The organism is Pseudomonas tritici, from assembly GCF_014268275.3.
Lineage (GTDB): Bacteria > Pseudomonadota > Gammaproteobacteria > Pseudomonadales > Pseudomonadaceae > Aquipseudomonas > Aquipseudomonas tritici.
The window spans coordinates 5,452,501-5,475,053 of the sequence record NZ_CP077084.1 but is presented as its reverse complement, the minus strand read 5'-3'; the positions used below and the strand labels follow the sequence as shown (position 1 = coordinate 5,475,053).

Here is a 22,553-nt window from a genome sequence, read left to right as displayed (position 1 = left end):
ATTCAATTCTCTCGACGGTCTCAGTTCACAGCGGACGTCGCTTCGACATGACGCGGCAAGGTCACCCGAATACGGGTGCCGCGTTGGCTTTCTGTGTCAGCCGGGCTGTCGATGGTGATTTGTCCATAATGCTCTTCAACGATGGAATAGACCAGTGCAAGGCCCAGACCGGTACCTTCACCTGGGTCCTTGGTGGTGAAGAAGGGTTCGAACAATCGGTCCATGATGTTCTGTGGAATACCGCTACCTTCATCTTCGACGATCAGATCGACCGTATGTTCGAAAGCCTCGGTCTTGACGCGTACCGCGCTGCCGGCTGGGGTCGCATCGCGGGCGTTGGACAGCAGGTTGATCAGCACTTGGGCCAGGCGTTGTGAGTCGCCGTCTACCCAGTGGTCCGGGTCGCACAAGTTGAAAAACTGTACTTCGAAATTACGCCGGTTCAAGGCGAGCAAGCCTATGGCATCCTGCGCCACCTCGGCCAGGCACACGGCTTCGTCCTGGTTCTGATGGCCGCCCGCGTGGGCGAAGCTCATCAGCGACTGCACGATCCGCGAGACGCGCTTGGTCTGTTCGAGGATTTGCCCGCTGATCTCGGTAATTTCGCCGTCTTCTTCGCGCTCTTCCCGCAGGTTCTGCGCCAGGCACGCGATACCGGTGATCGGATTACCGATTTCATGGGCCACCCCCGCTGCCAGTCGACCAATACTGGCCAGGCGCTCGGAGTGCACCAGCTTGTCTTCGAGCATCTGGGTTTCGGTCAGGTCTTCCACCAGCAACACCAGGCCGCTGTTACCGGGGGCGAGGGGTTCGTCGATGGCGGCCTTGTGCAGGTTGAGCCAGCGTGTCTGGCCGTCGAGGGCCAAGTGCTGCTTGTGCAAGTGTTCGTCGGGCAGATTGATGAAGCCTTGCAGCAGTTCTTTCCAGGGCTCGCCCAGGGTATTGAGGCGTGAACCGACGACGCGTTGTGCAGGGATGCCCGTGAGCTCTTCCATGGCCTTGTTCCACATCAGGATCTCTTGATCCTTGGCCAGGGAACACACGCCCATCGGCAGTTCCTGCAGGGTCTGGCGGTGGTAGCGGCGCAGGGCGTCGAGTTCGGCGGCGAGACCGGTGAGGCGGGAGTGGTAATCCTCCAGTCGGCTCTCGATGAAATGGATGTCTTCGGTGACATAGTTTTCGCCGCCAGCCTTATAGGGCAGGAAGGTTTCCACCATGTCCTGAGCCACGCTCGGCCCCATCAGCCCCGACAGGTTGGCTTCGATACGATCACGTAAACGACGCAGCGCGTAGGGGCGGCGTTCGTCGAACGGCAGGTAGAGATCGCGCAGCGCCTGTTCGACTTCTTTTTGCGCCGCCTTGGCGCCCAATGGCTTGGCCAGTTGCGTGGCGAACTCTTGGGGCGAGGCCGCATGCAATTCACGCCGTTGCGGGCGACGCACGTTATCCACCGCACAGGCTTCGGCGGCGCTGGTTTCTTCCGGGCTGGCGTTGGTGAACAGCGAGATCAGGGTGAACATCAAGACGTTGGCGGCCAAGGACGCAATCGCCGCCATGTGCCAACTGGTGTCATCCAGCACGTAAATCATGTTCAGCAGCGGGATGTAGAAGCCCTGCAGGTTGCCGACCAGCGGTAGCAGCATGGTCACGACCCACACCAGGATCCCCGCCAGCAAGCCGGCGATAAACCCACGGCGATTGGCGGTCGGCCAGTACAGTACTGACAGCACACCCGGCAGGAACTGCAAGGTGGCGACAAATGCAACGATACCCAGGTTGGCCAGGTCTTGCCCGGCGCCCAGCAGCAGGTAGAAACCGTATCCTGCCATGATGATCGCAACAATCAGCGCGCGGCGCGTCCATTTCAGCCAGCGGTAGATGTTGCCTTCGGCCGGCGGCTGGTAAAGCGGCAATACCAAATGGTTGAGTGCCATGCCCGAAAGCGCCAGGGTCGTGACGATGATCAACCCGCTGGCCGCTGACAAACCGCCGACATAAGCCAACAGTGCCAACGCCGGGCTGTTGGCGGCAATGCCGATGCCGAGGGTGAAGTATTCCGGGTTGGTAGTTGCCCCCAGTTTCAGACCCGCCCACAGGATCAGCGGCACTGCCAGGCTCATCAACAGCAGGAACAGCGGCAAACCCCAGCTGGCGCTGACCAGCGAGCGCGGGTTGAGGTTTTCGGTGAAGGTCATGTGGTACATGTGCGGCATCACGATCGCCGAGGCGAAGAACACCAGCAGCAGCGTGCGCCATGGGCCTTCCTGCAGGGGCGTGTGCAGGGCGGCGAGGGCGGTCTGGTTTTGCAGCAGCCACAACTCCAACTGTTGCGGGCCGTCGAACACACCGTACAGCGCATAGAGGCCTACGCCGCCAATGGCGATCAGCTTGATCACCGACTCGAAGGCAATCGCAAACACAAGGCCTTCGTGTTTCTCACGGGTGGCAATATGGCGCGAGCCGAAGAAAATCGTGAACAGGCTGATCAGCGCGCAGAACGCCAGGGCGACTCTATGTTGCACAGGCTCGCGGGTGAGGATGCTGATGGAGTCGGCCACGGCCTGGATTTGCAGGGCCAGCAACGGCAATACACCGATCAACATGAAGATGGTGGTCAGCGCGCCGGCCCAGGTGCTGCGAAAGCGGAAGGCGAACAGGTCGGCCAGGGATGACAACTGATAAGTGCGGGTGATCTTCAGGATCGGGTACAGCAACACCGGCGCCAGCAGAAACGCGCCGGACACCCCGAGATAGCTGGAAAGAAAGCCATAACCGTATTGATAAGCCAGGCCGACGGTGCCGTAAAACGCCCAGGCACTGGCATACACGCCCAGGGACAAGGTGTAGGTCAATGGATGGCGAATGATCGCCCGCGGAATCATTCCGCGCTCACTGATCCAGGCGACGCCGAACAACGCGGCCAGATAGGCGGCGCTGATCAGCAGCATCTGGGTGAGGCTAAAGCTCATCGGCATCTTTTTGGCTCTGCAGGATGAAAGTCACGACGATCAGAATCAGCCACAGCAAATAAGGGCGATACCAGGCGCCCGTGGCGTCGATCCACCAATCCATGATGGCGGGAGAAAACAGGTAGATCCCGACGACCAGCAGCAGGACCAATCGATAGATGTACATGTTGGCCTCTGATTGAAAAACTGCGGCGATGGTAACGGATGCTTGGCAAGCTGCAAGCGCCTTCAGCTCAATTGCGCTTCGGCCAGCGTGAGTGTGCGCGGGATCTTTGTCGCATCCCAGTGTGAAATGCCCCAATCCAGCAGTTCCCGTGGGCTGGCGTGCAGCAGTTCGGCGCCGGGTTGCTGGCCGAGGGCGCGCAGGGCTCTCAGTAGCAAAGGCGTGGCCTGGTCGGGCGTCAACGGTGGGGAACGATAGGATTTGCCCAGCTTGTTACCGTCCGGCTGGATGATCAGCGGCACGTGCAGGTAGCGCGGTTGGCGCAGGCCGAGCAACTCTTGCAAGTAGAGTTGGCGTGGCGTGGAGTCGAGCAGGTCAGCGCCGCGCACGATGTCGGTAACACCTTGCCATGCATCGTCGAGCACTACAGCCAGTTGATAGGCATAAAGGCCATCTCGGCGACGGATGACGAAATCGCCTACATCGCGTCCCAGGTGCTGTCGGAATTCGCCCTGAACGCGGTCGGTAAAGTGGTACGCAAGCTCAGGGACACGCAAGCGGATGGCGGCGTCCTGCTGATCGTGGCCGGCATTGCGACACAGGCCTGGGTAGATCCCGTTGTAGGGTTCCAGTTGTTTGCGTGAGCAGGTGCAGGCGTAGGCCAGGCCGTGGTTGAACATGTCGTTCAGCACTTTGGCGTAGGCTTCGTGCCGCTCGCTTTGCCGGACCTGTTCACCGTCCCATTCAAAGCCGTAGCTTTCCAGGGCGTGCAGGATCGCGGCTTGGGCGCCGGGCTCTTCACGGGGAGGGTCGAGGTCTTCCATACGCATCAACCAGCGGCCGTTATTGGCGCGGGCATCAAGGTAGGAGGCGAGAGCAGCGACCAGCGAGCCGAAATGCAAATGGCCACTGGGCGTGGGGGCGAAACGCCCGATATAAGTAGAGGCTGTCATGGGCCGGATACTACTGGAAATTCGGTAAACGCCAGAAACAAAAATGGGGCGTTTGCACGCCCCATTCGTTCAGCTCGGCGGGATTACTTGCCGACCTGTTTTTCCTTGATTTCGGCCAAGGTCTTGCAGTCTACGCAGAGGTCCGCGGTTGGGCGGGCTTCCAGGCGACGGATACCGATCTCGACACCGCAGGATTCGCACCAGCCGTATTCTTCGTCCTTGATCAGCTGCAGCGTCTTGTCGATCTTCTTGATCAATTTGCGCTCGCGATCACGGGCGCGCAGTTCAAGGGCGAATTCTTCTTCCTGGCTCGCACGGTCGGCCGGATCAGGGAAGTTGGCTGCTTCGTCCTTCATATGGTCAACGGTGCGGTCGACCTCCTGCATCAAGTCCTGTTTCCACTTGTTCAGGATTTTGGTGAAGTGCTCGCGCATGGGCTCGCCCATGTACTCCTCACCTTTCTTCTCTACGTAAGGTTCGAAGCCGTTGAGGCCTTGAGTCTGCTGTTGCTTTGCTTGGGTGGACATGAATAGACCGCCTCTCACTCTTCTAATCCATTGCGCAGGATTGCAACGTCACCGACACCTGCCGGCCCTGCGGCTGCAAGCGGGCGAACTTACCAGATAGATTCGGGGTGCGCCACTCCCGGTTGTCGAGGCCCATGGCAAAGGGGTTGCAAACTACATCAGCCCGCCATTGCTGGGCATGGGTTGCCTCGAATGTTGATTTTAGTCGTTTTGCAGGCGCTTGCCCGATCCGTACAGGCCGCCGGGCAGGCAATAGAACATGTTTTACGGCGTGGGTTCGGTAGAATCCAGATTTTGTCCCTACCGTTAAGGAAGGCTAATGGCTCAGCCCTACAGTGCGCGCAGTCGCGCCATCGAACCTTTTCATGTCATGGCATTGCTGGCGCGGGCCAATGAGCTGCAAGCCGCCGGGCATGACGTGATTCACTTGGAAATCGGCGAGCCGGACTTCACCACCGCCGAGCCGATCATCCAGGCCGGCCAGGCAGCATTGGCCAATGGCAAGACCCGCTACACCGCGGCACGCGGCCTGCCGGAACTGCGCGAAGCCATCAGCGGTTTCTATCAGCTGCGCTATGGGCTGAACGTTGACCCCCAGCGCATTTTGATCACCCCTGGTGGTTCCGGCGCCTTGTTGCTGGCCAGCAGCCTTTTGGTGGACCCGGGCAAGCATTGGTTGCTCGCAGACCCAGGCTACCCCTGCAATCGCCACTTCCTGCGATTGGTGGAGGGCGCGGCGCAACTGGTGCCGGTTGGCCCCGAGTTGCGCTATCAGTTGACCGCCGACTTGGTAGCCAAGCACTGGGACCAGGACAGTGTGGGCGCGCTGGTAGCGTCGCCAGCCAACCCGACCGGCACGATCCTGACCCGCGACGAATTGGCCGGCCTTTCCGGCGCAATCAAAGCGCGCAACGGCCATCTGGTGGTGGATGAGATTTACCATGGCCTGACCTACGGCACGGACGCAGCCAGCGTGCTGGAAGTCGACGATGATGCTTTCGTCCTGAATAGTTTTTCGAAGTATTTCGGCATGACCGGCTGGCGCCTGGGTTGGTTGGTTGCGCCGCCCGACGCTGTGGGTGAATTGGAGAAACTGGCGCAAAACCTCTACATCAGTGCGCCAAGCATGGCGCAGCACGCGGCGCTGGCCTGCTTCACCCCACAAACCCTGAACATTCTGGAAGAGCGCCGGGCCGAATTTGGTCGCCGTCGCGACTTCTTGCTGCCAGCGTTACGCGAGCTGGGATTTGGTATTGCCGTCGAGCCGGAAGGCGCATTCTATTTGTATGCCGATATCAGCGCGTTCGGCGGTGATGCCTTCGCATTCTGTCGCCACTTCCTCGAAACCGAGCATGTGGCGTTTACGCCAGGCTTGGATTTTGGCCGCTACCAGGCCGGCCACCATGTGCGCTTTGCCTACACGCAAAACCTCGATCGGCTACAGGAAGCAGTGGAACGGATCGCACGTGGCTTGCGGAGTTGGCAAGGCTGATGCGCTTTAATCCTCCCCTCGAAGAAGCGCGGCTGATTCGCCGCTACAAGCGTTTTCTCACCGATATCGAAACCGTTAGCGGCGAGTTGCTGACCATTCACTGCCCTAACACCGGCTCGATGCTCAATTGCATGGTCGAAGGCGGGCAGGTCTGGTTCAGTCGCTCCAATGACCCTAAACGCAAGTTGCCCGGCACCTGGGAAATCGCCGAGACACCCCAGGGCCGTCTGGCGTGCGTGAACACGGCACGCGCTAATCAGTTGGTCGAGGAGGCATTGCGTGCAGGGGTAATTACCGAACTCAATGGCTTCACCGCCTTGAAGCGCGAAGTACCCTACGGTCAGGAGAAAAGCCGTATCGACTTTCGCCTGGAGTATGCCGACGGCGCGGCCTACGTTGAAGTCAAAAGCGTGACCCTGGGCTTTGATGGTTCCTCGGTTGCCGCTTTTCCCGATGCGGTGACCCAGCGCGGCGCCAAGCATTTGCGCGAACTGGCCCATCTGGCGCGCGAGGGCGTGCGGGCAGTGCAGTTGTATTGCGTCAATCTCTCGGGGATTGATGCAGTGCGCCCGGCCGTGGAGATCGACGCCGGTTACGCCTCTGCGCTACGTGAAGCCAAGGCGGCGGGGGTGGAAGTGCTGGCCTATGGCGTGCGGGTTACATCAGAAGAAATCTGTGTAGACCGACGGTTGGACGTGCTGCTCGACTAGAGTTCCACCCAAAGGCCCTGGGCGTCTTCGCGGCCAGGCAGGGGGGTGAGGCTTTGGCCGGCGCAAGGGCCGGCGATGCACTCGCCGCTTTCGATCAGGAACAGAGCGCCGTGGGTGGCGCATTGGATCAGGCTGGCGCTGGAGTCGAGAAACTGATCGGGTTGCCATTCCAGTGGAACGCCGCGATGGGGGCAGCGGTTGATATAGAAGTAGGGCACGCCGTCTCGGCGCACGGCCAACAGCTTGCAGCCGTCGATGTCAAAACCGAGGCTGCTGTCTGGCGCGAGGGTGTCGGAGGAGCAGAGAAACTTCATTTCAGTCCTTAAGTGCCTTGACGTTCAAATGCAAACAATTATCAAATGCCGGCTTCGCCCGTTTGCTGTACGGGCGCTCATTACGATGGTGGGCAAGCGTTTTCTGTCACATTGATGAGTGCTTGAGCGGCCCTGCCCCTGGAAGGAAACCCTGTTATGCGCCTGAGTGCCAGCGCTATCGCGCTTGTTGTCGGACTGCTGGTCAACCATGGGGCCCAAGCCTCTGAACTGCCACAACGCTGGGTAAGTGCCGGTGGGGCGCTGTCGGAATGGGTGACGGCCCTGGGCGGTGAGGCAAAACTGGTGGGGGTCGATACCACCAGTCAACATCCCGAGTCCCTCAGGGCGTTGCCGAGCATTGGCTACCAGCGACAGTTGTCGGCTGAAGGCATCCTGAGTTTGCGCCCGCAGGTGCTGGTGGGGACTGAAGAAATGGGCCCACCGCCCGTGCTGGCGCAGATTCGTAGCGCGGGCGTGCAGGTGGAGATGTTCTCGGCGCAGCCTGACTTGCTTGCGTTAAAAGGCAATCTTCAGCAGTTGGGCACGTTGTTGGGTAATGACGCCAAGGCCTCCGAATTGTTTGCCGGATATGAGCAGGCGCTGAACCAGCAAAAGCGTTGGGTCGCCAAGGCTCAGTCCACCCAAAACGCGCCAGGTGTATTGCTGCTGCTCGGGCATGCAGGCGGCAAGCCGCTGATCGCGGGCAAAGACACGGCGGCTGATTGGATGTTGCAACAGGCGGGCGGGCGCAATCTGGCGACCCATAGTGGTTACAAACCTTTTTCGGTGGAGTCGTTGGCGGGGTTGAGCCCGGATGTGCTGGTATTTGCTGACCGTGCCCTGAGTGGTGATGCGGCGCGTGCGGCGCTATTCAAAGAGAATCCGATCCTGGCTTCCACTCCGGCGGCTAAGAGTGGGCGGGTGTTTGAGGTGGACACCACCTTGCTGGTCGGCGGGCTTGGGCCGCGCCTGCCGCAAAGCCTGGCAGAGCTGTCTGCCGGGTTTTATCCGTCCCAGGCTAAGCCTGCCCCATGACCACGTTGGTTAAACCGAAGACGCTCTTTATTGGGCTGGCGCTGTTGTGTGTATTGGCTATCTGGCTCTCGCTGGCATTGGGGCCGGTCAGCTTGCCATTGCTGGATACGCTCAACGCCGCGTTGCGACTGATGGGGCTGCCTATTGAGGCACAGGGGCTGGAGCAGGCTGAGCTGATCCTGGGGCAGATCCGTTTGCCGCGTACGCTGCTGGGGTTGGCGGTCGGCGGCGTGTTGGCTTTGTCGGGAGTGGCGATGCAGGGATTGTTCCGCAACCCTCTGGCTGATCCTGGATTAGTCGGGGTTTCCAGCGGTGCGGCGTTGGGGGCTGCAGTGGCGATTGTCGGTGCTTCGTTTTTTGGCGGTTTGCCGGATGCATTCGGGCCGTACTTGTTATCGCTGTGCGCATTCCTCGGCGGGCTGGGCGTCACCGCATTGGTCTATCGACTGGGGCGGCGCAACGGCCAAACCAATGTCGCGACGATGCTGCTTGCCGGCATTGCCCTTACAGCCCTCGCCGGCTCTGCGGTGGGCCTGTTTACCTACCTGGCCGATGACGCCACCTTGCGCACCCTGACATTCTGGAACCTAGGGAGCCTTAACGGCGCCAGCTATTCCAGGTTATGGCCGCTGTTGCTGGTGAGCGCGGGTGTGGCGCTGTGGTTGCCGCGCCGAGCGAAGGCGCTGAATGCATTGCTGCTCGGCGAGTCAGAAGCCAATCACCTTGGGATTGATGTGGAAAGGCTTAAGCGTGAGCTGGTCTTCTGCACGGCTTTGGGGGTGGGCGCTGCGGTGGCCGCAGCAGGCATGATTGGCTTCGTGGGCCTGGTGGTGCCGCATTTGGTGCGATTGCTGGCGGGGCCGGATCATCGGGTGCTGTTGCCAGCTTCCGTATTGGCGGGTGCAAGCTTGCTGCTGTTTGCCGATCTGGTAGCGCGCCTTGCCTTGGCGCCGGCTGAACTGCCGATCGGCATCGTCACTGCGTTTATCGGCGCTCCGTTTTTTCTTTACCTGTTGTTGCGGGGGCATGCCTGATGCTGCGTGTGGAAGACTTGCAGATCTGTCGCGGGCGTAAAATTGTGTTGGCGGATGTCACCCTCGATTTATTGCCGGGCGAGGTGCTTGGCGTATTGGGCCCAAATGGCGCGGGTAAAAGCACGTTGCTAGGCGCGTTGTGCGGTGAACTGCATCCCGATCAAGGCACGGTGTGGCTGGATCAACGACCGTTGAGCGAATGGAGTGGTGCGCAGCGGGCGCAGCGCCTTGCGGTTTTGCCCCAGGCTTCGACGCTGGACTTTGCATTCCGCGTCGAAGAGGTTGTCGGCATGGGGCGTTTGCCACATCAAACTGGGCGAGTACGCGACGACGAGATTATAAAGGCAGCCTTGCAGGCGGCAGATGTCGGTCACTTGAGCGGTCGCAGCTACCTGGCGTTGTCTGGCGGGGAGCGTCAACGCGTTCACCTGGCGCGCGTGCTTGCGCAGTTATGGCCAGGTGAAGCAGGGCAGACGTTACTGCTGGATGAGCCGACGTCAATGCTGGACCCCTTGCACCAACATACAACCTTGCAGGCCATCCGGACCTTTGCCGATCGAGGAGCGGCAGTGCTGGTGATCCTTCATGACCTGAACCTGGCGGCGCGTTACTGTGATCGAATTCTGTTGCTTCAGGCGGGGTGTCCCCATGCCCTGGATACACCGGCGCAGGTAATGCAGCCTGAGCCGCTGAAAGCGGTGTTTGGTCTGGATGTGCTCGTGCAACCCCATCCGGAACGTGGGCATCCGTTGATTATTGCGCGCTAGGTTTTGACAGGCAAAAAAAGACCCGGCAAGAGCCGGGTCAAATAACCGTGATTAGCCTGATGAGGAGATAATCTGAGAGTCCGAACCAATGGTCTTTCAGTTATCGGCTGATCTCGCGACCAGTTGTGATAATCATAACGATTCTCATTTGAGAGTCAACATTTGTTTTTGCATGTCTTCCGCGTTTTCTCAAACGTATGTTCGCAATGCCTGTAAATGTTGGGTTTTATAGTCGAGCTAATTTTTCTGGCGTGCCGACAGAGCGTCCAATTGACGGTTCAACGCTTCCTTGCGCTCAGCAGGAATGTCGTTCCAGTGCACATCCATCAATGCCCCTTCGATGGCATACAGCAGCACTTTTGACGCGCGGAACCCGCGCGTCCGCACGGCTCGGTAAGCATCGACCGCGCCCAGGCGACGCAAGTCGGACGCACTGTGGATGCCCACTGCGTGCAGCCACTGTGCTGACGTCTTGCCGAGGTTTTTCAGGTGTTGCAGCTCATCGTTCATCAAGCCTCCTTGCGACGGCCGAATGGTTCGGTGGGTATCGTGACCAGGCAAGCCTGAGCAGGAGTGTAGCGCTCAGTAGGAAAAGCGTAGTTCTTTAGTCGGAAACGGCCTAAAGACGTATGAGAATGACTAGATCATGCAGGCGGGAAGTCCCCGGTTCGACTATGCGAAACCGGGGTAGAGGCAGCGGATTTTAGCGGGTGCGGTAGCGTAGGCGGGTGCCGAAATTGACCGACATGAGGATCTCATCGGCAGTGAGTTCTGGCGGGAAGTAAGTACCGGAAATCTGCGCATGGGCCAGGCTCGCTCCTTCCAGTGGGCAGTCACGCAAGTCCAGGCCACGCAAATCGGCGGAGCGGAAATACGCGTCGGTAAAATCCACGCCAGCGGCGTTAAGCTCACGCAGGTCCAACCCACGGAAGTCGCCACCGCGCATATCGATGACCCCGTCTTTTGGGCGTTCCTCGTTAAATCCTCGGACATCATCTTTATGCAGGAGCGAGTAAAGCGGAGTATCAAGAAGCTTGGGCTGACTCATGAAGGCGACTCCTGTTGGATTTATGACGCCATTATAGTGCCACTATTGCTTGGTCGTGCGACTTGGCAGACGACACGACCAAGAAATTTTTCTTACAAGCCTGGCAAGTGTTGGCGAATATGCGCGACCAAGGCATCCAGGGTCCCGCTTTCGTTGGTTTCGACGCGTTTGCTGAGGAGCAGTTCCTCGGCTGTCAGCGGGTCGCGATTGGCGTGCTGTTCTTCGATAACCGTCAATGTCGCGTCGGAAGGATCGTTTTTATCTGCCTGACGTTGCGCCAACCAGTTTGAGATAACGGCCTGAGGCGCATTGCAATCCAGGATCAGGAAGGGTGCACCGGTGGCTTCAGCAATCTTGGCAGCTGCATCACGTTGTTCGCGCTTAAGGAAGGTCGCATCCAGCACCACTGGGTAACCTGCGCGAAGGACGGTGTCGGCGATTTCATTCAAGCGCGCGTAGGTCGCCGCGCTGGCATCGGCTGCATAGATGCCGGCCTGAGGCGTGTTTTCCACATGTTGCTCGCCGAACAGGCGCTTGCGCTCCACATCCGAACGCAGGCGCACAGCGCCCAAGGCTTCGACCAGGCGCATGGCAACATGGCTTTTGCCTACGGCCGAAACACCATGGGTAATTGCCAGGAAGCGCGACGGAATGGTGCTGTAGCTTTCCGCCAGGTTGGCATAGTTGCGGTATTGGCGCAGGGTCGTCGCGCGCTGCACTGGGCTGGCTTCGCTCGGCATGCTGAACAGTGAAACCTTGGCGCGTACCAGCGCTCGGTAGGCTTTATAGAAGTTCAGGACTTCCAGGCCGTGATAATCACCGGTCAGCTCCAGGTACTGGCTGATGAAGCGACGCGCCAGGGACTTGAGGCCACGGTCTTCCAAGTCCATGGCCAGGAAGGCGGTGTCGGCGTACACGTCGGTAAAGCGGAAAGGCTCGTTGAACTCGATGCAGTCGAAGATCACCACGTGGCCATCGATCAGGGTTGCGTTACCCAAGTGAATATCACCGTGGCATTCGCGGGTAAAACCCTCCAGCTTGCGCTGGGCGAACAGCGGCTTGAGGCGCTCGAAGCTGCTTTCGGCCCAGGCGTGCAGCGCGTCCAGTTGAGCCAGGTCAACCTTGTCGCTGAGGAACGGGCGGATCTGATCGAAGTTCTGGCGAACCGGTGCCATCACTTCGTCCGGGGTGCCGGCAGGGTGTTCTTGCGGGACTGTCGGCGCGGTGAGGTGGAAGTGCGCGATCTGCTTGGCCATCTCATCAATGTGCGCGCTGGTCAGTTCGCCGTTGGCTTGCAGGGTACTGAGCAATTGGCTTTGTGGGAACTGACGCATTTTCAGCGCGTACTCGATCACCGGGCCATCGCCACCCAGTTGCGGGGCTTCGGCAGTGCCGGTGATCGGCAACACTTCAAGATACAAATCGTCTGTCAGGCGCTGGTTAAGGCGCAGTTCTTCCCGGCAGAAGTGGCCGCGCTTTTCCAGGTCGGTGAAATCCAGAAAGCCGAAGTTCATCGGCTTCTTCAGTTTATAAGCGTAGGAACCGGTCAGTACGACCCAGGAAATATGGGTCTCGATGACTTGGAACGCTTCAACCGGATGGGGGTATAAAGCCGGGTTTTGCAGGGCGGCGATCAGGGACTGGCTCACGGGCGATCCTTCAGAGTCTGGGGAAAAACATGGCGGGCATTATGGCTGCTGCGGCCGGTCGTGCAAACCGCTGTCCGGCTCATGTTGATCCTCAATAAAGTGCGTATAATCCGCCGCCATGACTCGAACCCGATCTCCCCGTTCCCGTAAAAAACCTCCCTCCCGTGGCCTTCGCCCTTGGCTGGGCTGGGCGCTCAAGCTTGGCTTGGTAGGCCTTGTGGTGCTCGCCGGCTTTGCGGTGTACCTCGACGCTGTGGTCCAGGAGAAATTCTCCGGCAAGCGCTGGACCATTCCGGCCAAGGTGTACGCGCGCCCACTGGAACTGTTCACCGGCCAGAAGCTGAGCAAGGATGACTTCCTGACCGAGCTCGATGCCTTGGGCTACCGCCGCGAACCCGTGAGCAACGGTCCGGGTGCGGCCGCCGTCACGGGTAACACCGTCGACCTGAATACCCGCGGCTTCCAGTTCTACGAAGGCCTGGAAAAAGCCCAGCCGGTGCGCGTGCGCTTTTCCGGCGATTACGTTGCCGAGTTGTCGTCGCTCAATGGCTCGAAGCTGCCCGTGGTTCGACTGGAACCGCTGATGATCGGCGGCATTTACCCGAAAAACCTTGAAGATCGCATCCTGATCAAGCTTGATCAGGTGCCGCCGTACCTGCTGGAAACCCTGGTTGCCGTCGAAGACCGCGATTTTTACCACCACTGGGGCGTCTCGCCGAAGTCGATTGCCCGCGCGGTTTGGGTGAACACCTCTGGCGGTAAGATGACCCAGGGCGGCAGCACGCTCACGCAACAATTGGTCAAGAACTTCTACCTGACCAATGAGCGCAGCCTGACGCGCAAGCTCACCGAAGCCATGATGGCGATGTTGCTGGAGCTGCACTACAGCAAGCAGGAAATCCTAGAGGCGTACCTCAATGAGGTGTTCGTCGGCCAAGACGGCCAGCGCGCCGTGCATGGTTTTGGCTTGGCCAGCCAGTTCTTCTTTGGCCAGCCGCTTTCCGAATTGAAGCTGCATCAGGTTGCGCTGCTGGTGGGCATGGTCAAGGGGCCTTCCTACTACAACCCGCGTCGTAACCCTGAGCGCGCACTGGAACGTCGTAACCTGGTGCTCGATGTGCTTGAGCAACAGGGCGTTGCGACGGCGGACCAAGTCGCCGCGGCGAAGAAAATGCCACTGGGTGTAACAACCCGCGGCAAGCTGGCGGACAGCTCCTTCCCAGGCTTTATCGATCTGGTCAAACGCCAACTGCGTGAAGATTACCGCGACGAAGACTTGACCGAAGAGGGCCTGCGGATCTTCACCAGTTTCGACCCGATCCTGCAGATGAAAGCCGAAGCGTCCGTCAATGACACCTTCAAGCGCCTCACGGGGCGTAAAGGCTCCGATGAAGTCGAAGCGGCAATGGTCGTGACCAACCCGGAAACCGGTGAAGTGCAGGCCATGATCGGCAGTCGCCAGGCCAGCTTCGCCGGTTTCAACCGCGCGCTGGATGCGGTACGGCCAATCGGTTCGCTGGTCAAGCCTGCGGTTTACCTGACCGCCTTGGAAAAGCCGAGCAAATACACGCTGACCAGTTGGCTGTCGGATGATCCATTGTCGGTCAAGGGGGCTGATGGCCAGGTGTGGACGCCGCAGAACTTCGACCGTCGCTCCCACGGTACGGTGTTCCTATACCAAGGGATCGCTCACTCCTACAACATCTCCACTTCCCGCCTCGGCCTTGAAGTCGGCGTGCCGAACGTCCTCAAGACGATCGCGCGACTGGGTGTCACCCGTGAATTCCCGGCCTTTCCGTCGATCCTGCTGGGCGCTGGCGCGATGACCCCGATGGAAGTCGCAACCATGTACCAGACCCTAGCCAACGGTGGTTTCAATACACCGATGCGCGGGATCCGCAGCGTGTTGACTGCCGAAGGCGAGCCGCTCAAGCGTTACCCGTTCCAGATTCAGCAACGTTTTGATGCGGGCTCCATCTATCTGATTCAGAACGCCATGCAGCGCGTGATGCGTGAAGGTACCGGTAGTTCTGTCTATAAGGTCCTGCCATCGAACCTGACGCTGGCGGGCAAGACCGGTACCAGTAACGATTCGCGCGACAGTTGGTTCGCCGGCTTCGGCCAGGACGTGCTGGCGGTGGTGTGGCTGGGGCGTGACGATAACGGCAAGACCCCGTTCACCGGTGCCACCGGTGCGCTGCAGGTCTGGACCAGTTTCATGCGCAAGGCCGACCCGCTGCCGTTGAACATGCCGCAGCCGGATAACATCGTGCAGGCCTGGATTGATCCGCACACGGGTCAAGGCTCCGATTCCAATTGTCCGGGGGCGGTGCAGATGCCGTATATTCGCGGCAGCGAACCGCCACCCGGTGCCGCGTGCGGTGGCAGTGCCCCTGCTGACGCGGAATCGGTGATGGATTGGGTCAAGGGCTGGATGAATTAAGCAAAGAGGGTTTCAAGTGAACAAATGGTTGTTTCCAGCTATTACAGCTCTGGCTTTGCTCAGCGGTTGCTCCAGCGTCCAACGCGGCTCCATTCCCGTGGTGGACTCCAGCACAGCCGTCTCCAATAACGACCGGATTTCGGCCAATGGCGGGTTCCGTCAAACCGTGACCCAGCGCCCTGCGCAGGCAACGACCCAGGCAATGCCACAGGATTCCGGCGTGGTGGTGATGGTGCCAGGCGGCGGCGCAGCGGCATCGGCGCCGATCAGTGCTGAGCCCTGGACGCCGGGCCCAAGCACCTCGGGCCCGATTGACTCCACGCCGGTTCAAGCGGCGCCGATCAATCAAGGCACCTACAACATGCCGTCGACGCCAAGTGGTATTCCGTCATCCTCCAGCGGTGGCGGCCTGTCGGCTGATGAGCAATTGGACGGCCCGGTGCTGGCGCTGCTGACCACTGCCCAGCAACAGCAGGCAGGGGGGGATTTGAACGGCGCTTCGTCCAGCCTTGAGCGTGCCCAGCGTGTTGCACCTCGCGAGCCTCAAGTGTTGTACCGCTTGGCGCAAGTACGCATGGCCCAGGGCGACGCGCCGCAAGCCGAGCAGTTTGCCCGTCGGGGCCTGAGTCTGGCTAACGGTCGTCCAGACCTGCAAGCCAGTCTGTGGGCCTTGATTGGTGACGCGCGTGCCGCACAAGGTGACGCAGCCGGCGCGGCCCAGGCTCGCCAGAAAGCCAAGGTCAGCCTCTGATGGATGCACGCTTTCCCGCAATTGCCGAACAGTTATTGCTGATTGAGCGCGAATTGCGCGTGCAGGGCTGGTGGGACGAGGTGTCCCCCAGCGTCGAGGCACTCAGCAGCGTTGAGCCCTTTTCGGTAGACACCCTGGACTTTCACCAGTGGCTGCAATGGATCTTCCTGGTGCGCATGAAGCAGATCCTCGAGCAGGACCTGCCATTGCCAAATGCTTCGGGGATCATGGAGATGGCGGAGATGGTCTACGCTGACCGCCCGCTGGAAAGCCTCGGCTTGCGCAATGCGCTGAAAAAGTTCGACCAACTGATCGCCGACGCTCGTTAATTGCCTGACTGCCGGGTTTTCCGGCAGTCTTGCGCACATTTCTACCGCTTGACGACATTCAGGCGAGTTTTATCCCTCCTCAAACCCCTTTCTTCTACGTTCTCATGCGCTTAGTTGGAAAAAAGCGCAATTATTGCTTGACTTGAAGGGGCTGAAACAGAAGAATCCAAAGTCCGCTGTATCGGGACTGCCAGAAGCAGGCCCGCTCAGCAGATCATGAGGCGCACATCCGCGCCGACCTGTTACACCCGCAACGCGTTACCTCGCGCTGGGTGGGAAAAGCCCGCAACACTTGGGACGATCCCAATACTTGCTCAGTCAGTGCTGACGTAGTCGGCGACCACCGTCGCTCATGCTCTGTTGAGAAGTAAACCTATTAAGACCCGTCGGTTTTCAACGGACGGTATTCTGGCGTTTTAGAGGTGAACAACGTGGAGCTTTTATCTGGCGGTGAGATGCTCGTCCGCTTTTTGCGTGACGAAGGCGTCGACTATATCTACGGGTACCCAGGTGGTGCTCTGCTGCATGTCTACGACGCACTGTTCAAGGAACCGGCTGTTACCCACATCCTGGTTCGCCACGAACAGGCCGCGACCCATATGGCTGACGGTTATGCCCGTGCCACCGGTAAAGCCGGTGTGGTACTGGTAACATCCGGCCCAGGCGCAACCAATGCCATTACCGGCATCGCGACTGCCTATATGGACTCCATCCCGATGGTGATCATTTCTGGCCAGGTGGCAAGCACCATGGTCGGTACCGATGCATTCCAGGAAACCGACATGATCGGTATCTCCCGGCCGATCGTGAAACACAGCTTCATGATCAAGCATGCCTCGGAAATCCCGGAAATCATGAAGAAGGCCTTCTACCTCGCACAGTCCGGTCGCCCGGGCCCTGTGGTGGTTGATATCCCGAAAGACATGACCAACCCGGCGGAAAAATTCGAATACGTCTTCCCGAAAAAAGCCAAGCTGCGTTCCTACAGCCCGGCCGTTCGTGGGCACTCGGGGCAAATTCGCAAGGCAGCAGAAATGCTCCTGGCGGCCAAGCGTCCCGTGTTGTATTCGGGTGGTGGTGTGATTCTGGGCGGCGGTTCCGCACCGCTGACCGAACTGGCCAAGCTGCTCAACCTGCCGGTGACCAACACCTTGATGGGCCTCGGCGCATTCCCGGGTACGGATCGCCAGTTTGTCGGCATGCTCGGCATGCACGGCAGCTACACCGCCAACCTGGCGATGCACCATGCCGACGTGATCCTGGCAGTGGGTGCACGTTTCGATGACCGGGTAATCAACGGCGCGAGCAAATTCTGCCCGAACGCCAAGATCATCCATATCGACATCGACCCTGCGTCCATCTCCAAGACCATCAAGGCCGATGTGCCGATCGTAGGTCCGGTTGAAAGCGTATTGACCGAGATGGTTGCCGCGCTCAAGGACATCGGCGAAGCGCCGAACAAGGAATCCGTCGCCAGTTGGTGGAAGCAGATTGACGAATGGCGCGGTGATCGTGGCCTGTTCCCTTACGATAAGGGCGACGGCAGCATCATCAAGCCACAAACCGTGATCGAGACCCTGTGCGAAGTGACCAAGGGCGACGCCTTTGTGACCTCCGACGTGGGCCAGCACCAGATGTTCGCCGCGCAGTACTACAAGTTCGACAAGCCTAATCGCTGGATCAATTCCGGTGGCCTGGGCACGATGGGCTTTGGTTTTCCTGCGGCCATGGGCGTGAAACTGAGCTTCCCGGACACCGACGTCGCGTGCGTCACCGGTGAGGGCAGCATCCAGATGAACATCCAGGAACTGTCGACGTGCCTGCAGTACGGCCTTCCGGTGAAGATCGTCTGCTTGAACAACGGCGTGCTGGGCATGGTTCGTCAGTGGCAGGACATGAGCTACAACAGCCGTCACTCCCATTCCTACATGGAGTCGCTGCCAGATTTCGTCAAATTGGTTGAAGCCTATGGCCACGTCGGCATTCGCATCACCGACTTGAAAGATCTGAAGCCGAAGATGGAAGAAGCGTTCGCCATGAAAGATCGCTTGGTGTTCATCGATATCAAGGTGGATACCAGCGAGCACGTCTACCCGATGCAGATCAAAGACGGCTCGATGCGCGACATGTGGCTGAACAAGACGGAGCGTACTTAATCATGCGGCACATTATCTCCCTGCTTTTGGAGAACGAACCCGGCGCTCTGTCTCGTGTTGTCGGCCTGTTTTCGCAACGCAACTACAACATCGAAAGCCTGACCGTGGCCCCAACCGAAGACCCGACCTTGTCGCGCCTGACGTTGACCACCGTGGGCCACGATGAGGTGATCGAGCAGATCACCAAGAACCTCAACAAGCTGATCGAAGTGGTCAAGCTGGTCGACCTGTCGGAGAGTGCCCACATCGAGCGCGAGCTGATGCTGGTCAAGGTCAAGGCCACCGGCGCCCAGCGTGCCGAGATCAAGCGCACTACCGATATTTATCGCGGGCAGATCGTCGATGTGAGCGCCAGCGTTTATACCGTTCAACTGACCGGTACAAGCGACAAGCTGGACAGCTTCATCCAATCGATCGGGACGGCCTCGATTCTGGAAACAGTACGCAGTGGTGTCACCGGGATTGCCCGTGGCGACAAAGTACTCAGCATCTAACCCAAATTAGTGAATGGCCTTACGGCCTGGATATATAGAGGAACCTCATGAAAGTTTATTACGAAAAAGATTGTGACCTGTCGATCATCCAGGGCAAGAAAGTCGCCATCATCGGCTACGGCTCCCAGGGTCACGCACAAGCGTGCAACCTGAAAGATTCCGGCGTTGACGTGACTGTTGGCCTGCGCAAAGGCTCGGCCACCGTTGCCAAGGCTGAAGCCCATGGCCTGAAAGTGACTGACGTTGCTTCCGCCGTTGCTGCTGCCGACCTGGTCATGATCCTGACCCCGGACGAGTTCCAGTCCGCGCTGTACAAGAACGAAATCGAGCCGAACATCAAGAAGGGCGCCACCCTGGCCTTCTCCCACGGCTTCGCGATTCACTACAACCAAGTAGTGCCACGCGCTGACCTCGACGTGATCATGATCGCGCCGAAAGCCCCGGGCCACACCGTGCGTTCCGAGTTCGTCAAAGGCGGTGGTATCCCTGACCTGATCGCGATCTACCAGGACGCTTCGGGCAATGCCAAGAACGTTGCGCTGTCCTACGCTGCGGGTGTTGGCGGTGGTCGTACCGGTATCATCGAAACCACCTTCAAGGACGAGACTGAAACCGACCTGTTCGGCGAACAAGCCGTTCTGTGCGGCGGTACCGTTGAACTGGTAAAAGCCGGTTTCGAAACCCTGGTTGAAGCTGGCTACGCTCCGGAAATGGCCTACTTCGAATGCCTGCACGAACTGAAACTGATCGTTGACCTCATGTACGAAGGCGGTATCGCCAACATGAACTACTCGATCTCCAACAACGCCGAGTACGGCGAGTATGTGACTGGCCCGGAAGTGATCAACGCCGAGTCCCGTCAGGCCATGCGCAACGCCCTGAAACGTATTCAGGACGGCGAATACGCCAAAATGTTCATCAGCGAAGGCGCTACCGGCTACCCTTCGATGACCGCCAAGCGTCGTAACAACGCCGCTCACGGTATCGAAATCATCGGCGAGCAACTGCGCTCCATGATGCCGTGGATCGGTGCCAACAAGATCGTCGACAAAGCCAAAAACTAAGTCGTACGCATCAACGGAAAACGCGGCCTAGGCCGCGTTTTTTCGTTTGTGGGCTGGTTCTGGTATAAAGCTGCATCGTTTGCGGGCGAACACTCGCCGCAAGTATTTGTCGAATTTTTTCACACCGTTGCAAGGTAAAGTCCATGAGCGAACGTCCCGAAGAGCCACACCAGGCTTCTGACGCCGAAAGCCTGCTGCCGATCGATGAGCATGTCGAAGAAGGGCATGACGCCGAAGGTCGCAAGGTCCGGCATCGTGGCATCTATCTTTTGCCGAACCTGTTCACTACGGCAAACCTGTTTGCCGGCTTCTATTCCATCATCAACTCCATGAGCGCCCAAAGTGCGCTGGCGGCGGGTGATGCGGTGAGTGCCAGTAAGTATTTCGGTTTTGCTGCCATTGCCATTTTCGTTGCCATGGTGCTCGACGGCCTTGATGGTCGTGTGGCACGCATGACTAACACGCAAAGCGCCTTCGGTGCCGAGTACGACTCGTTGTCGGATATGGTCGCGTTTGGTGTAGCCCCCGCGTTGCTGGCATTTGCCTGGGCGCTGGGTGATATGGGTAAGGTTGGCTGGATGGTCGCCTTCATCTATGTTGCGGGCGCTGCTTTGCGTCTGGCGCGCTTCAATACTCAGGTGGGGACTGCTGACAAGCGGTATTTCATCGGTCTTGCCAGCCCGGCGGCTGCGGGGGTGGTGGCAGGTATTGTCTGGGCGTTCAGTGATTACGGCATTCAGGGTTCGAAAATGTCGTTCCTGGTGGCGTTGATGGTAGCTGCTGCCGGCATGCTGATGGTCAGCAACATCAAGTACAACAGCTTCAAGGAGCTGGACCTCAAGGGGCGCGTGCCTTTCGTGGCAATCCTGGCAGTGGTGCTGGTGTTCGCCGTGGTGTTCAGTGATCCTCCGCGTATTCTGTTGCTGGCGTTCCTGGTCTACGCCGCTTCGGGCCCGGTTCAGTATCTGTTGCATCTGCGCCGCGACAAAACATTGCCTTAATGTAATTTCCCCCATACTCCGCAGTCTATTGGTGCATCAGTTCTCCAACGCTGCGGAGTTGCCATGTTAATCAAGTTGCCTAAAGCGTCCGATTGCCATGAATCGGATGTCACTCCTGAATCTTTCTATCTTTCTCGCCGCAGCTTGCTTGGTGGTGCGCTTGCCGGCATCGCAGCCAGCAGTTTGCCGCGTTGGGCCAATGCTGAGGAAGCCTCACGTTATGCTGATGTTGAAGCGGGCAGGGCGCCGAGCTGGTTTGCCGAGAAGCTGCCGAGTACCCAATGGCAGGCAGTTACGGTAAAGGACGAAGCGATCACGCCGTTCAAGGATGCGACTCACTACAACAACTTCTATGAGTTTGGTACGGACAAGGGTGATCCCGCAGCGAATGCGGGCTCGCTCAAGACCGAGCCCTGGAGTGTGGTGATTGATGGCGAAGTCGCCAAGCCGGGGCGATATGCCCTGGAAGACTTTATGAAGCCGTATCAATTGGAAGAACGGATCTACCGTCTGCGCTGCGTCGAGGCGTGGTCGATGGTCATCCCCTGGATCGGCTTTCCGATCTCGGCCTTGCTCAAGCAGGTTGAGCCAACCTCCAAGGCCAAGTACATCCGCTTTGAAACTCTTCAGGATTCCAAGAGTATGCCGGGCCAGCGTTCGAGTTTCGGCTTGATCGATTGGCCTTATATAGAAGGGTTGCGCCTGGATGAGGCGATGAACCCGCTGGCGATCCTGGCTGTTGGCATGTATGGGCGTGAATTGCCCAACCAGAACGGCGCGCCGCTACGCTTGGTTGTGCCTTGGAAGTATGGCTTCAAGAGTGTGAAGTCCATTGTGCGGATCAGTCTCGTGAGCGAGCAACCGAAAACCACTTGGCAGAGCATCGCTGCGGATGAGTATGGGTTCTATGCGAATGTGAACCCAACGGTCGACCACCCTCGCTGGACTCAGGCGCGGGAGCGTCGTCTGCCGAGCGGCCTGTTCAGTCCGAATGTGCGTGAAACGCAGATGTTCAACGGCTACTCCGATGAGGTGGCTTCTCTTTATACCGGTCTGGATTTGCGGAAGAACTACTGATGCGCTATCCAGTTTGGCGCATTGGCGTCTTTATAGCTGCGGCGATATGGCCGTTGTATTGGCTGTATGAGGCGTGGGGTTTCGCCCTCGGGCCTGATCCGGGCAAGGTTCTGGTCGATCGACTGGGGCTGGGTACGTTGATCTTGTTGCTGATCACGCTGGGGATGACCCCGCTGCAGAAGCTTAGCGGTTGGGCGGGGTGGATAGCAGTGCGGAGGCAGTTGGGTTTGTGGTGCTTTGCCTATGTGGTGCTCCATCTGGCTGCTTATTGTGTGTTTGTACTGGGGTTGGATTGGACGCAGTTGGGCGTGGAATTGCGCAAGCGGCCTTACATCATTGTGGGGGCGTTGGGGTTCCTGTTGCTGTTGGTATTGGCGGTGACGTCGAATCGTTATAGTCAGCGTCGGCTGGGGAGTCGTTGGAAGAAGCTGCATCGCCTGGTGTATGTGATTCTTGGCCTCGGCTTGCTGCATATGCTGTGGATTGTGCGGGCTGATCTGAAGGAGTGGGCTATCTATGCTTCTATAGGTGTGTTGCTCTTAGTGCTGCGAATACCGCCTGTAATGCGCCGGATCCC

Annotated in this window: 22 protein-coding genes (1 of these 22 running past the window's edge); 14 read left to right on the top strand and 8 right to left on the bottom strand. The window is 58.9% G+C overall.

Translation table 11 applies throughout. From position 1 onward, the window contains the following. Positions 1–20: 20 nt before the first annotated feature. The 4 genes from HU722_RS24970 to dksA all read right to left on the bottom strand — a co-directional run bounded on the left by HU722_RS24970 (position 21) and on the right by dksA (position 4,612). Positions 21–2,975: a sensor histidine kinase gene (locus tag HU722_RS24970; protein ID WP_175402993.1), complete on the bottom strand. Its 2,955-nt coding sequence runs from the start codon at positions 2,973–2,975 to the stop codon at positions 21–23. Continuing rightward, positions 2,959–3,135 carry a hypothetical protein gene (locus HU722_RS24965; RefSeq protein WP_003176118.1) on the bottom strand — a complete coding sequence of 59 codons (177 nt, stop codon included), beginning with the start codon at positions 3,133–3,135 and terminating at the stop codon, positions 2,959–2,961. The genes HU722_RS24970 and HU722_RS24965 overlap by 17 nt, the downstream gene beginning before the upstream one ends. Before the next feature lie 62 nt (positions 3,136–3,197). Beyond that, the gene (gluQRS, locus tag HU722_RS24960; protein WP_065881637.1) at positions 3,198–4,085 is read right to left on the bottom strand and encodes a tRNA glutamyl-Q(34) synthetase GluQRS; all 888 of its coding nucleotides are present in this window, start codon (positions 4,083–4,085) and stop codon (positions 3,198–3,200) included. An 83-nt stretch (positions 4,086–4,168) separates the two neighbouring features. Further along, positions 4,169–4,612, bottom strand: coding sequence for an RNA polymerase-binding protein DksA (gene dksA / locus HU722_RS24955; RefSeq protein ID WP_025857127.1), 444 nt, complete (start codon positions 4,610–4,612; stop codon positions 4,169–4,171). Between the two features lie 319 nt (positions 4,613–4,931). Here dksA and HU722_RS24950 point away from each other — a divergent pair, with 319 nt between their 5' ends. Continuing rightward, positions 4,932–6,104 (top strand): pyridoxal phosphate-dependent aminotransferase, encoded by a 1,173-nt coding sequence (locus HU722_RS24950; RefSeq protein ID WP_186753110.1) that lies wholly within the window; start codon positions 4,932–4,934, stop codon positions 6,102–6,104. Then, positions 6,104–6,814 (top strand): DNA/RNA nuclease SfsA, encoded by a 711-nt coding sequence (gene sfsA / locus HU722_RS24945; protein WP_065891111.1) that lies wholly within the window; start codon positions 6,104–6,106, stop codon positions 6,812–6,814. The genes HU722_RS24950 and sfsA overlap by 1 nt, the downstream gene beginning before the upstream one ends. Here the strand turns inward: sfsA and HU722_RS24940 are convergent. Further along, entirely contained in the window at positions 6,811–7,128 is a 318-nt protein-coding gene (locus HU722_RS24940; protein ID WP_065875688.1) for a Rieske (2Fe-2S) protein, read from the bottom strand. The genes sfsA and HU722_RS24940 overlap by 4 nt on opposite strands. Before the next feature lie 156 nt (positions 7,129–7,284). Between HU722_RS24940 and HU722_RS24935 the strand changes: the two genes are divergently transcribed. The 3 genes from HU722_RS24935 to HU722_RS24925 are packed head-to-tail and all read left to right on the top strand — an operon-like array spanning position 7,285 to position 9,964. Next, the gene (locus HU722_RS24935) at positions 7,285–8,163 is read left to right on the top strand and encodes a heme/hemin ABC transporter substrate-binding protein (RefSeq protein ID WP_065891110.1); all 879 of its coding nucleotides are present in this window, start codon (positions 7,285–7,287) and stop codon (positions 8,161–8,163) included. Beyond that, on the top strand, positions 8,160–9,197 hold the full coding sequence (locus tag HU722_RS24930; protein ID WP_065891109.1) for a FecCD family ABC transporter permease: 1,038 nt from the start codon (positions 8,160–8,162) through the stop codon (positions 9,195–9,197). Before HU722_RS24935 ends, HU722_RS24930 begins: the two co-directional genes overlap by 4 nt. Next, positions 9,197–9,964 (top strand): heme ABC transporter ATP-binding protein, encoded by a 768-nt coding sequence (locus tag HU722_RS24925; protein WP_065881627.1) that lies wholly within the window; start codon positions 9,197–9,199, stop codon positions 9,962–9,964. Before HU722_RS24930 ends, HU722_RS24925 begins: the two co-directional genes overlap by 1 nt. A gap of 237 nt (positions 9,965–10,201) precedes the next feature. On the opposite strand, the gene HU722_RS24920 is transcribed toward HU722_RS24925, so the two are convergent. From HU722_RS24920 to HU722_RS24910, 3 genes are all read right to left on the bottom strand, one after another. After that, entirely contained in the window at positions 10,202–10,474 is a 273-nt protein-coding gene (locus HU722_RS24920) for a TfoX/Sxy family protein (RefSeq protein ID WP_010206563.1), read from the bottom strand. Positions 10,475–10,667: 193 nt separating this feature from the next. Continuing rightward, positions 10,668–11,012 (bottom strand): pentapeptide repeat-containing protein, encoded by a 345-nt coding sequence (locus tag HU722_RS24915; RefSeq protein ID WP_065875692.1) that lies wholly within the window; start codon positions 11,010–11,012, stop codon positions 10,668–10,670. Between the two features lie 92 nt (positions 11,013–11,104). Continuing rightward, a complete protein-coding gene (locus HU722_RS24910) occupies positions 11,105–12,661 on the bottom strand; it encodes a bifunctional aminoglycoside phosphotransferase/ATP-binding protein (protein ID WP_065891108.1) in 1,557 nt (518 codons plus the stop codon). A 118-nt stretch (positions 12,662–12,779) separates the two neighbouring features. Between HU722_RS24910 and mrcB the strand changes: the two genes are divergently transcribed. The 9 genes from mrcB to msrQ all read left to right on the top strand — a co-directional run. After that, complete coding sequence (mrcB, locus tag HU722_RS24905) at positions 12,780–15,104, top strand: penicillin-binding protein 1B (RefSeq protein ID WP_065891107.1); 2,325 nt, start codon at positions 12,780–12,782, stop codon at positions 15,102–15,104. A gap of 16 nt (positions 15,105–15,120) precedes the next feature. Next, a complete protein-coding gene (locus tag HU722_RS24900) occupies positions 15,121–15,855 on the top strand; it encodes a tetratricopeptide repeat protein (protein ID WP_065891106.1) in 735 nt (244 codons plus the stop codon). Next, positions 15,855–16,184 (top strand): YqcC family protein, encoded by a 330-nt coding sequence (locus HU722_RS24895; protein WP_049711520.1) that lies wholly within the window; start codon positions 15,855–15,857, stop codon positions 16,182–16,184. Before HU722_RS24900 ends, HU722_RS24895 begins: the two co-directional genes overlap by 1 nt. A 431-nt stretch (positions 16,185–16,615) precedes the next feature. After that, positions 16,616–18,340 carry an acetolactate synthase 3 large subunit gene (locus HU722_RS24890; protein WP_065891201.1) on the top strand — a complete coding sequence of 575 codons (1,725 nt, stop codon included), beginning with the start codon at positions 16,616–16,618 and terminating at the stop codon, positions 18,338–18,340. 2 nt (positions 18,341–18,342) lie between these two features. Next, the gene (ilvN, locus tag HU722_RS24885) at positions 18,343–18,834 is read left to right on the top strand and encodes an acetolactate synthase small subunit (protein WP_003176102.1); all 492 of its coding nucleotides are present in this window, start codon (positions 18,343–18,345) and stop codon (positions 18,832–18,834) included. A gap of 47 nt (positions 18,835–18,881) precedes the next feature. Next, positions 18,882–19,898 carry a ketol-acid reductoisomerase gene (ilvC, locus tag HU722_RS24880; RefSeq protein ID WP_007948647.1) on the top strand — a complete coding sequence of 339 codons (1,017 nt, stop codon included), beginning with the start codon at positions 18,882–18,884 and terminating at the stop codon, positions 19,896–19,898. Positions 19,899–20,041: 143 nt separating this feature from the next. After that, a complete protein-coding gene (gene pssA, locus HU722_RS24875) occupies positions 20,042–20,899 on the top strand; it encodes a CDP-diacylglycerol--serine O-phosphatidyltransferase (protein ID WP_049711521.1) in 858 nt (285 codons plus the stop codon). Between the two features lie 63 nt (positions 20,900–20,962). Beyond that, positions 20,963–21,976, top strand: coding sequence for a protein-methionine-sulfoxide reductase catalytic subunit MsrP (msrP, locus tag HU722_RS24870; protein ID WP_065875698.1), 1,014 nt, complete (start codon positions 20,963–20,965; stop codon positions 21,974–21,976). Further along, on the top strand, positions 21,976–22,553 hold the 5' portion of the coding sequence (gene msrQ / locus HU722_RS24865) for a protein-methionine-sulfoxide reductase heme-binding subunit MsrQ (RefSeq protein WP_065881619.1). The gene runs 43 nt beyond the window's last position; 578 of the gene's 621 nt are visible here — the first part of the coding sequence; its start codon is at positions 21,976–21,978; the stop codon falls past the right edge of the window. Before msrP ends, msrQ begins: the two co-directional genes overlap by 1 nt.

Bases quoted from the DNA above. Each gene is read 5' to 3' on its own strand.
- mrcB (WP_065891107.1), top strand. From the start codon at position 12,780: ATGACTCGAACCCGATCTCCCCGTTCCCGTAAAAAACCTCCCTCCCGT.
- HU722_RS24925 (WP_065881627.1), top strand. From the start codon at position 9,197: ATGCTGCGTGTGGAAGACTTGCAGATCTGTCGCGGGCGTAAAATTGTG.
- HU722_RS24895 (WP_049711520.1), top strand. From the start codon at position 15,855: ATGGATGCACGCTTTCCCGCAATTGCCGAACAGTTATTGCTGATTGAG.
- ilvN (WP_003176102.1), top strand. From the start codon at position 18,343: ATGCGGCACATTATCTCCCTGCTTTTGGAGAACGAACCCGGCGCTCTG.
- HU722_RS24920 (WP_010206563.1), bottom strand. From the start codon at position 10,474: ATGAACGATGAGCTGCAACACCTGAAAAACCTCGGCAAGACGTCAGCA.
- gluQRS (WP_065881637.1), bottom strand. From the start codon at position 4,085: ATGACAGCCTCTACTTATATCGGGCGTTTCGCCCCCACGCCCAGTGGC.
- HU722_RS24950 (WP_186753110.1), top strand. From the start codon at position 4,932: ATGGCTCAGCCCTACAGTGCGCGCAGTCGCGCCATCGAACCTTTTCAT.
- pssA (WP_049711521.1), top strand. From the start codon at position 20,042: ATGAGCGAACGTCCCGAAGAGCCACACCAGGCTTCTGACGCCGAAAGC.
- HU722_RS24935 (WP_065891110.1), top strand. From the start codon at position 7,285: ATGCGCCTGAGTGCCAGCGCTATCGCGCTTGTTGTCGGACTGCTGGTC.
- HU722_RS24930 (WP_065891109.1), top strand. From the start codon at position 8,160: ATGACCACGTTGGTTAAACCGAAGACGCTCTTTATTGGGCTGGCGCTG.
- HU722_RS24915 (WP_065875692.1), bottom strand. From the start codon at position 11,012: ATGAGTCAGCCCAAGCTTCTTGATACTCCGCTTTACTCGCTCCTGCAT.
- HU722_RS24965 (WP_003176118.1), bottom strand. From the start codon at position 3,135: ATGTACATCTATCGATTGGTCCTGCTGCTGGTCGTCGGGATCTACCTG.
- dksA (WP_025857127.1), bottom strand. From the start codon at position 4,612: ATGTCCACCCAAGCAAAGCAACAGCAGACTCAAGGCCTCAACGGCTTC.
- sfsA (WP_065891111.1), top strand. From the start codon at position 6,104: ATGCGCTTTAATCCTCCCCTCGAAGAAGCGCGGCTGATTCGCCGCTAC.
- HU722_RS24940 (WP_065875688.1), bottom strand. From the start codon at position 7,128: ATGAAGTTTCTCTGCTCCTCCGACACCCTCGCGCCAGACAGCAGCCTC.
- msrP (WP_065875698.1), top strand. From the start codon at position 20,963: ATGTTAATCAAGTTGCCTAAAGCGTCCGATTGCCATGAATCGGATGTC.
- HU722_RS24970 (WP_175402993.1), bottom strand. From the start codon at position 2,975: ATGCCGATGAGCTTTAGCCTCACCCAGATGCTGCTGATCAGCGCCGCC.
- ilvC (WP_007948647.1), top strand. From the start codon at position 18,882: ATGAAAGTTTATTACGAAAAAGATTGTGACCTGTCGATCATCCAGGGC.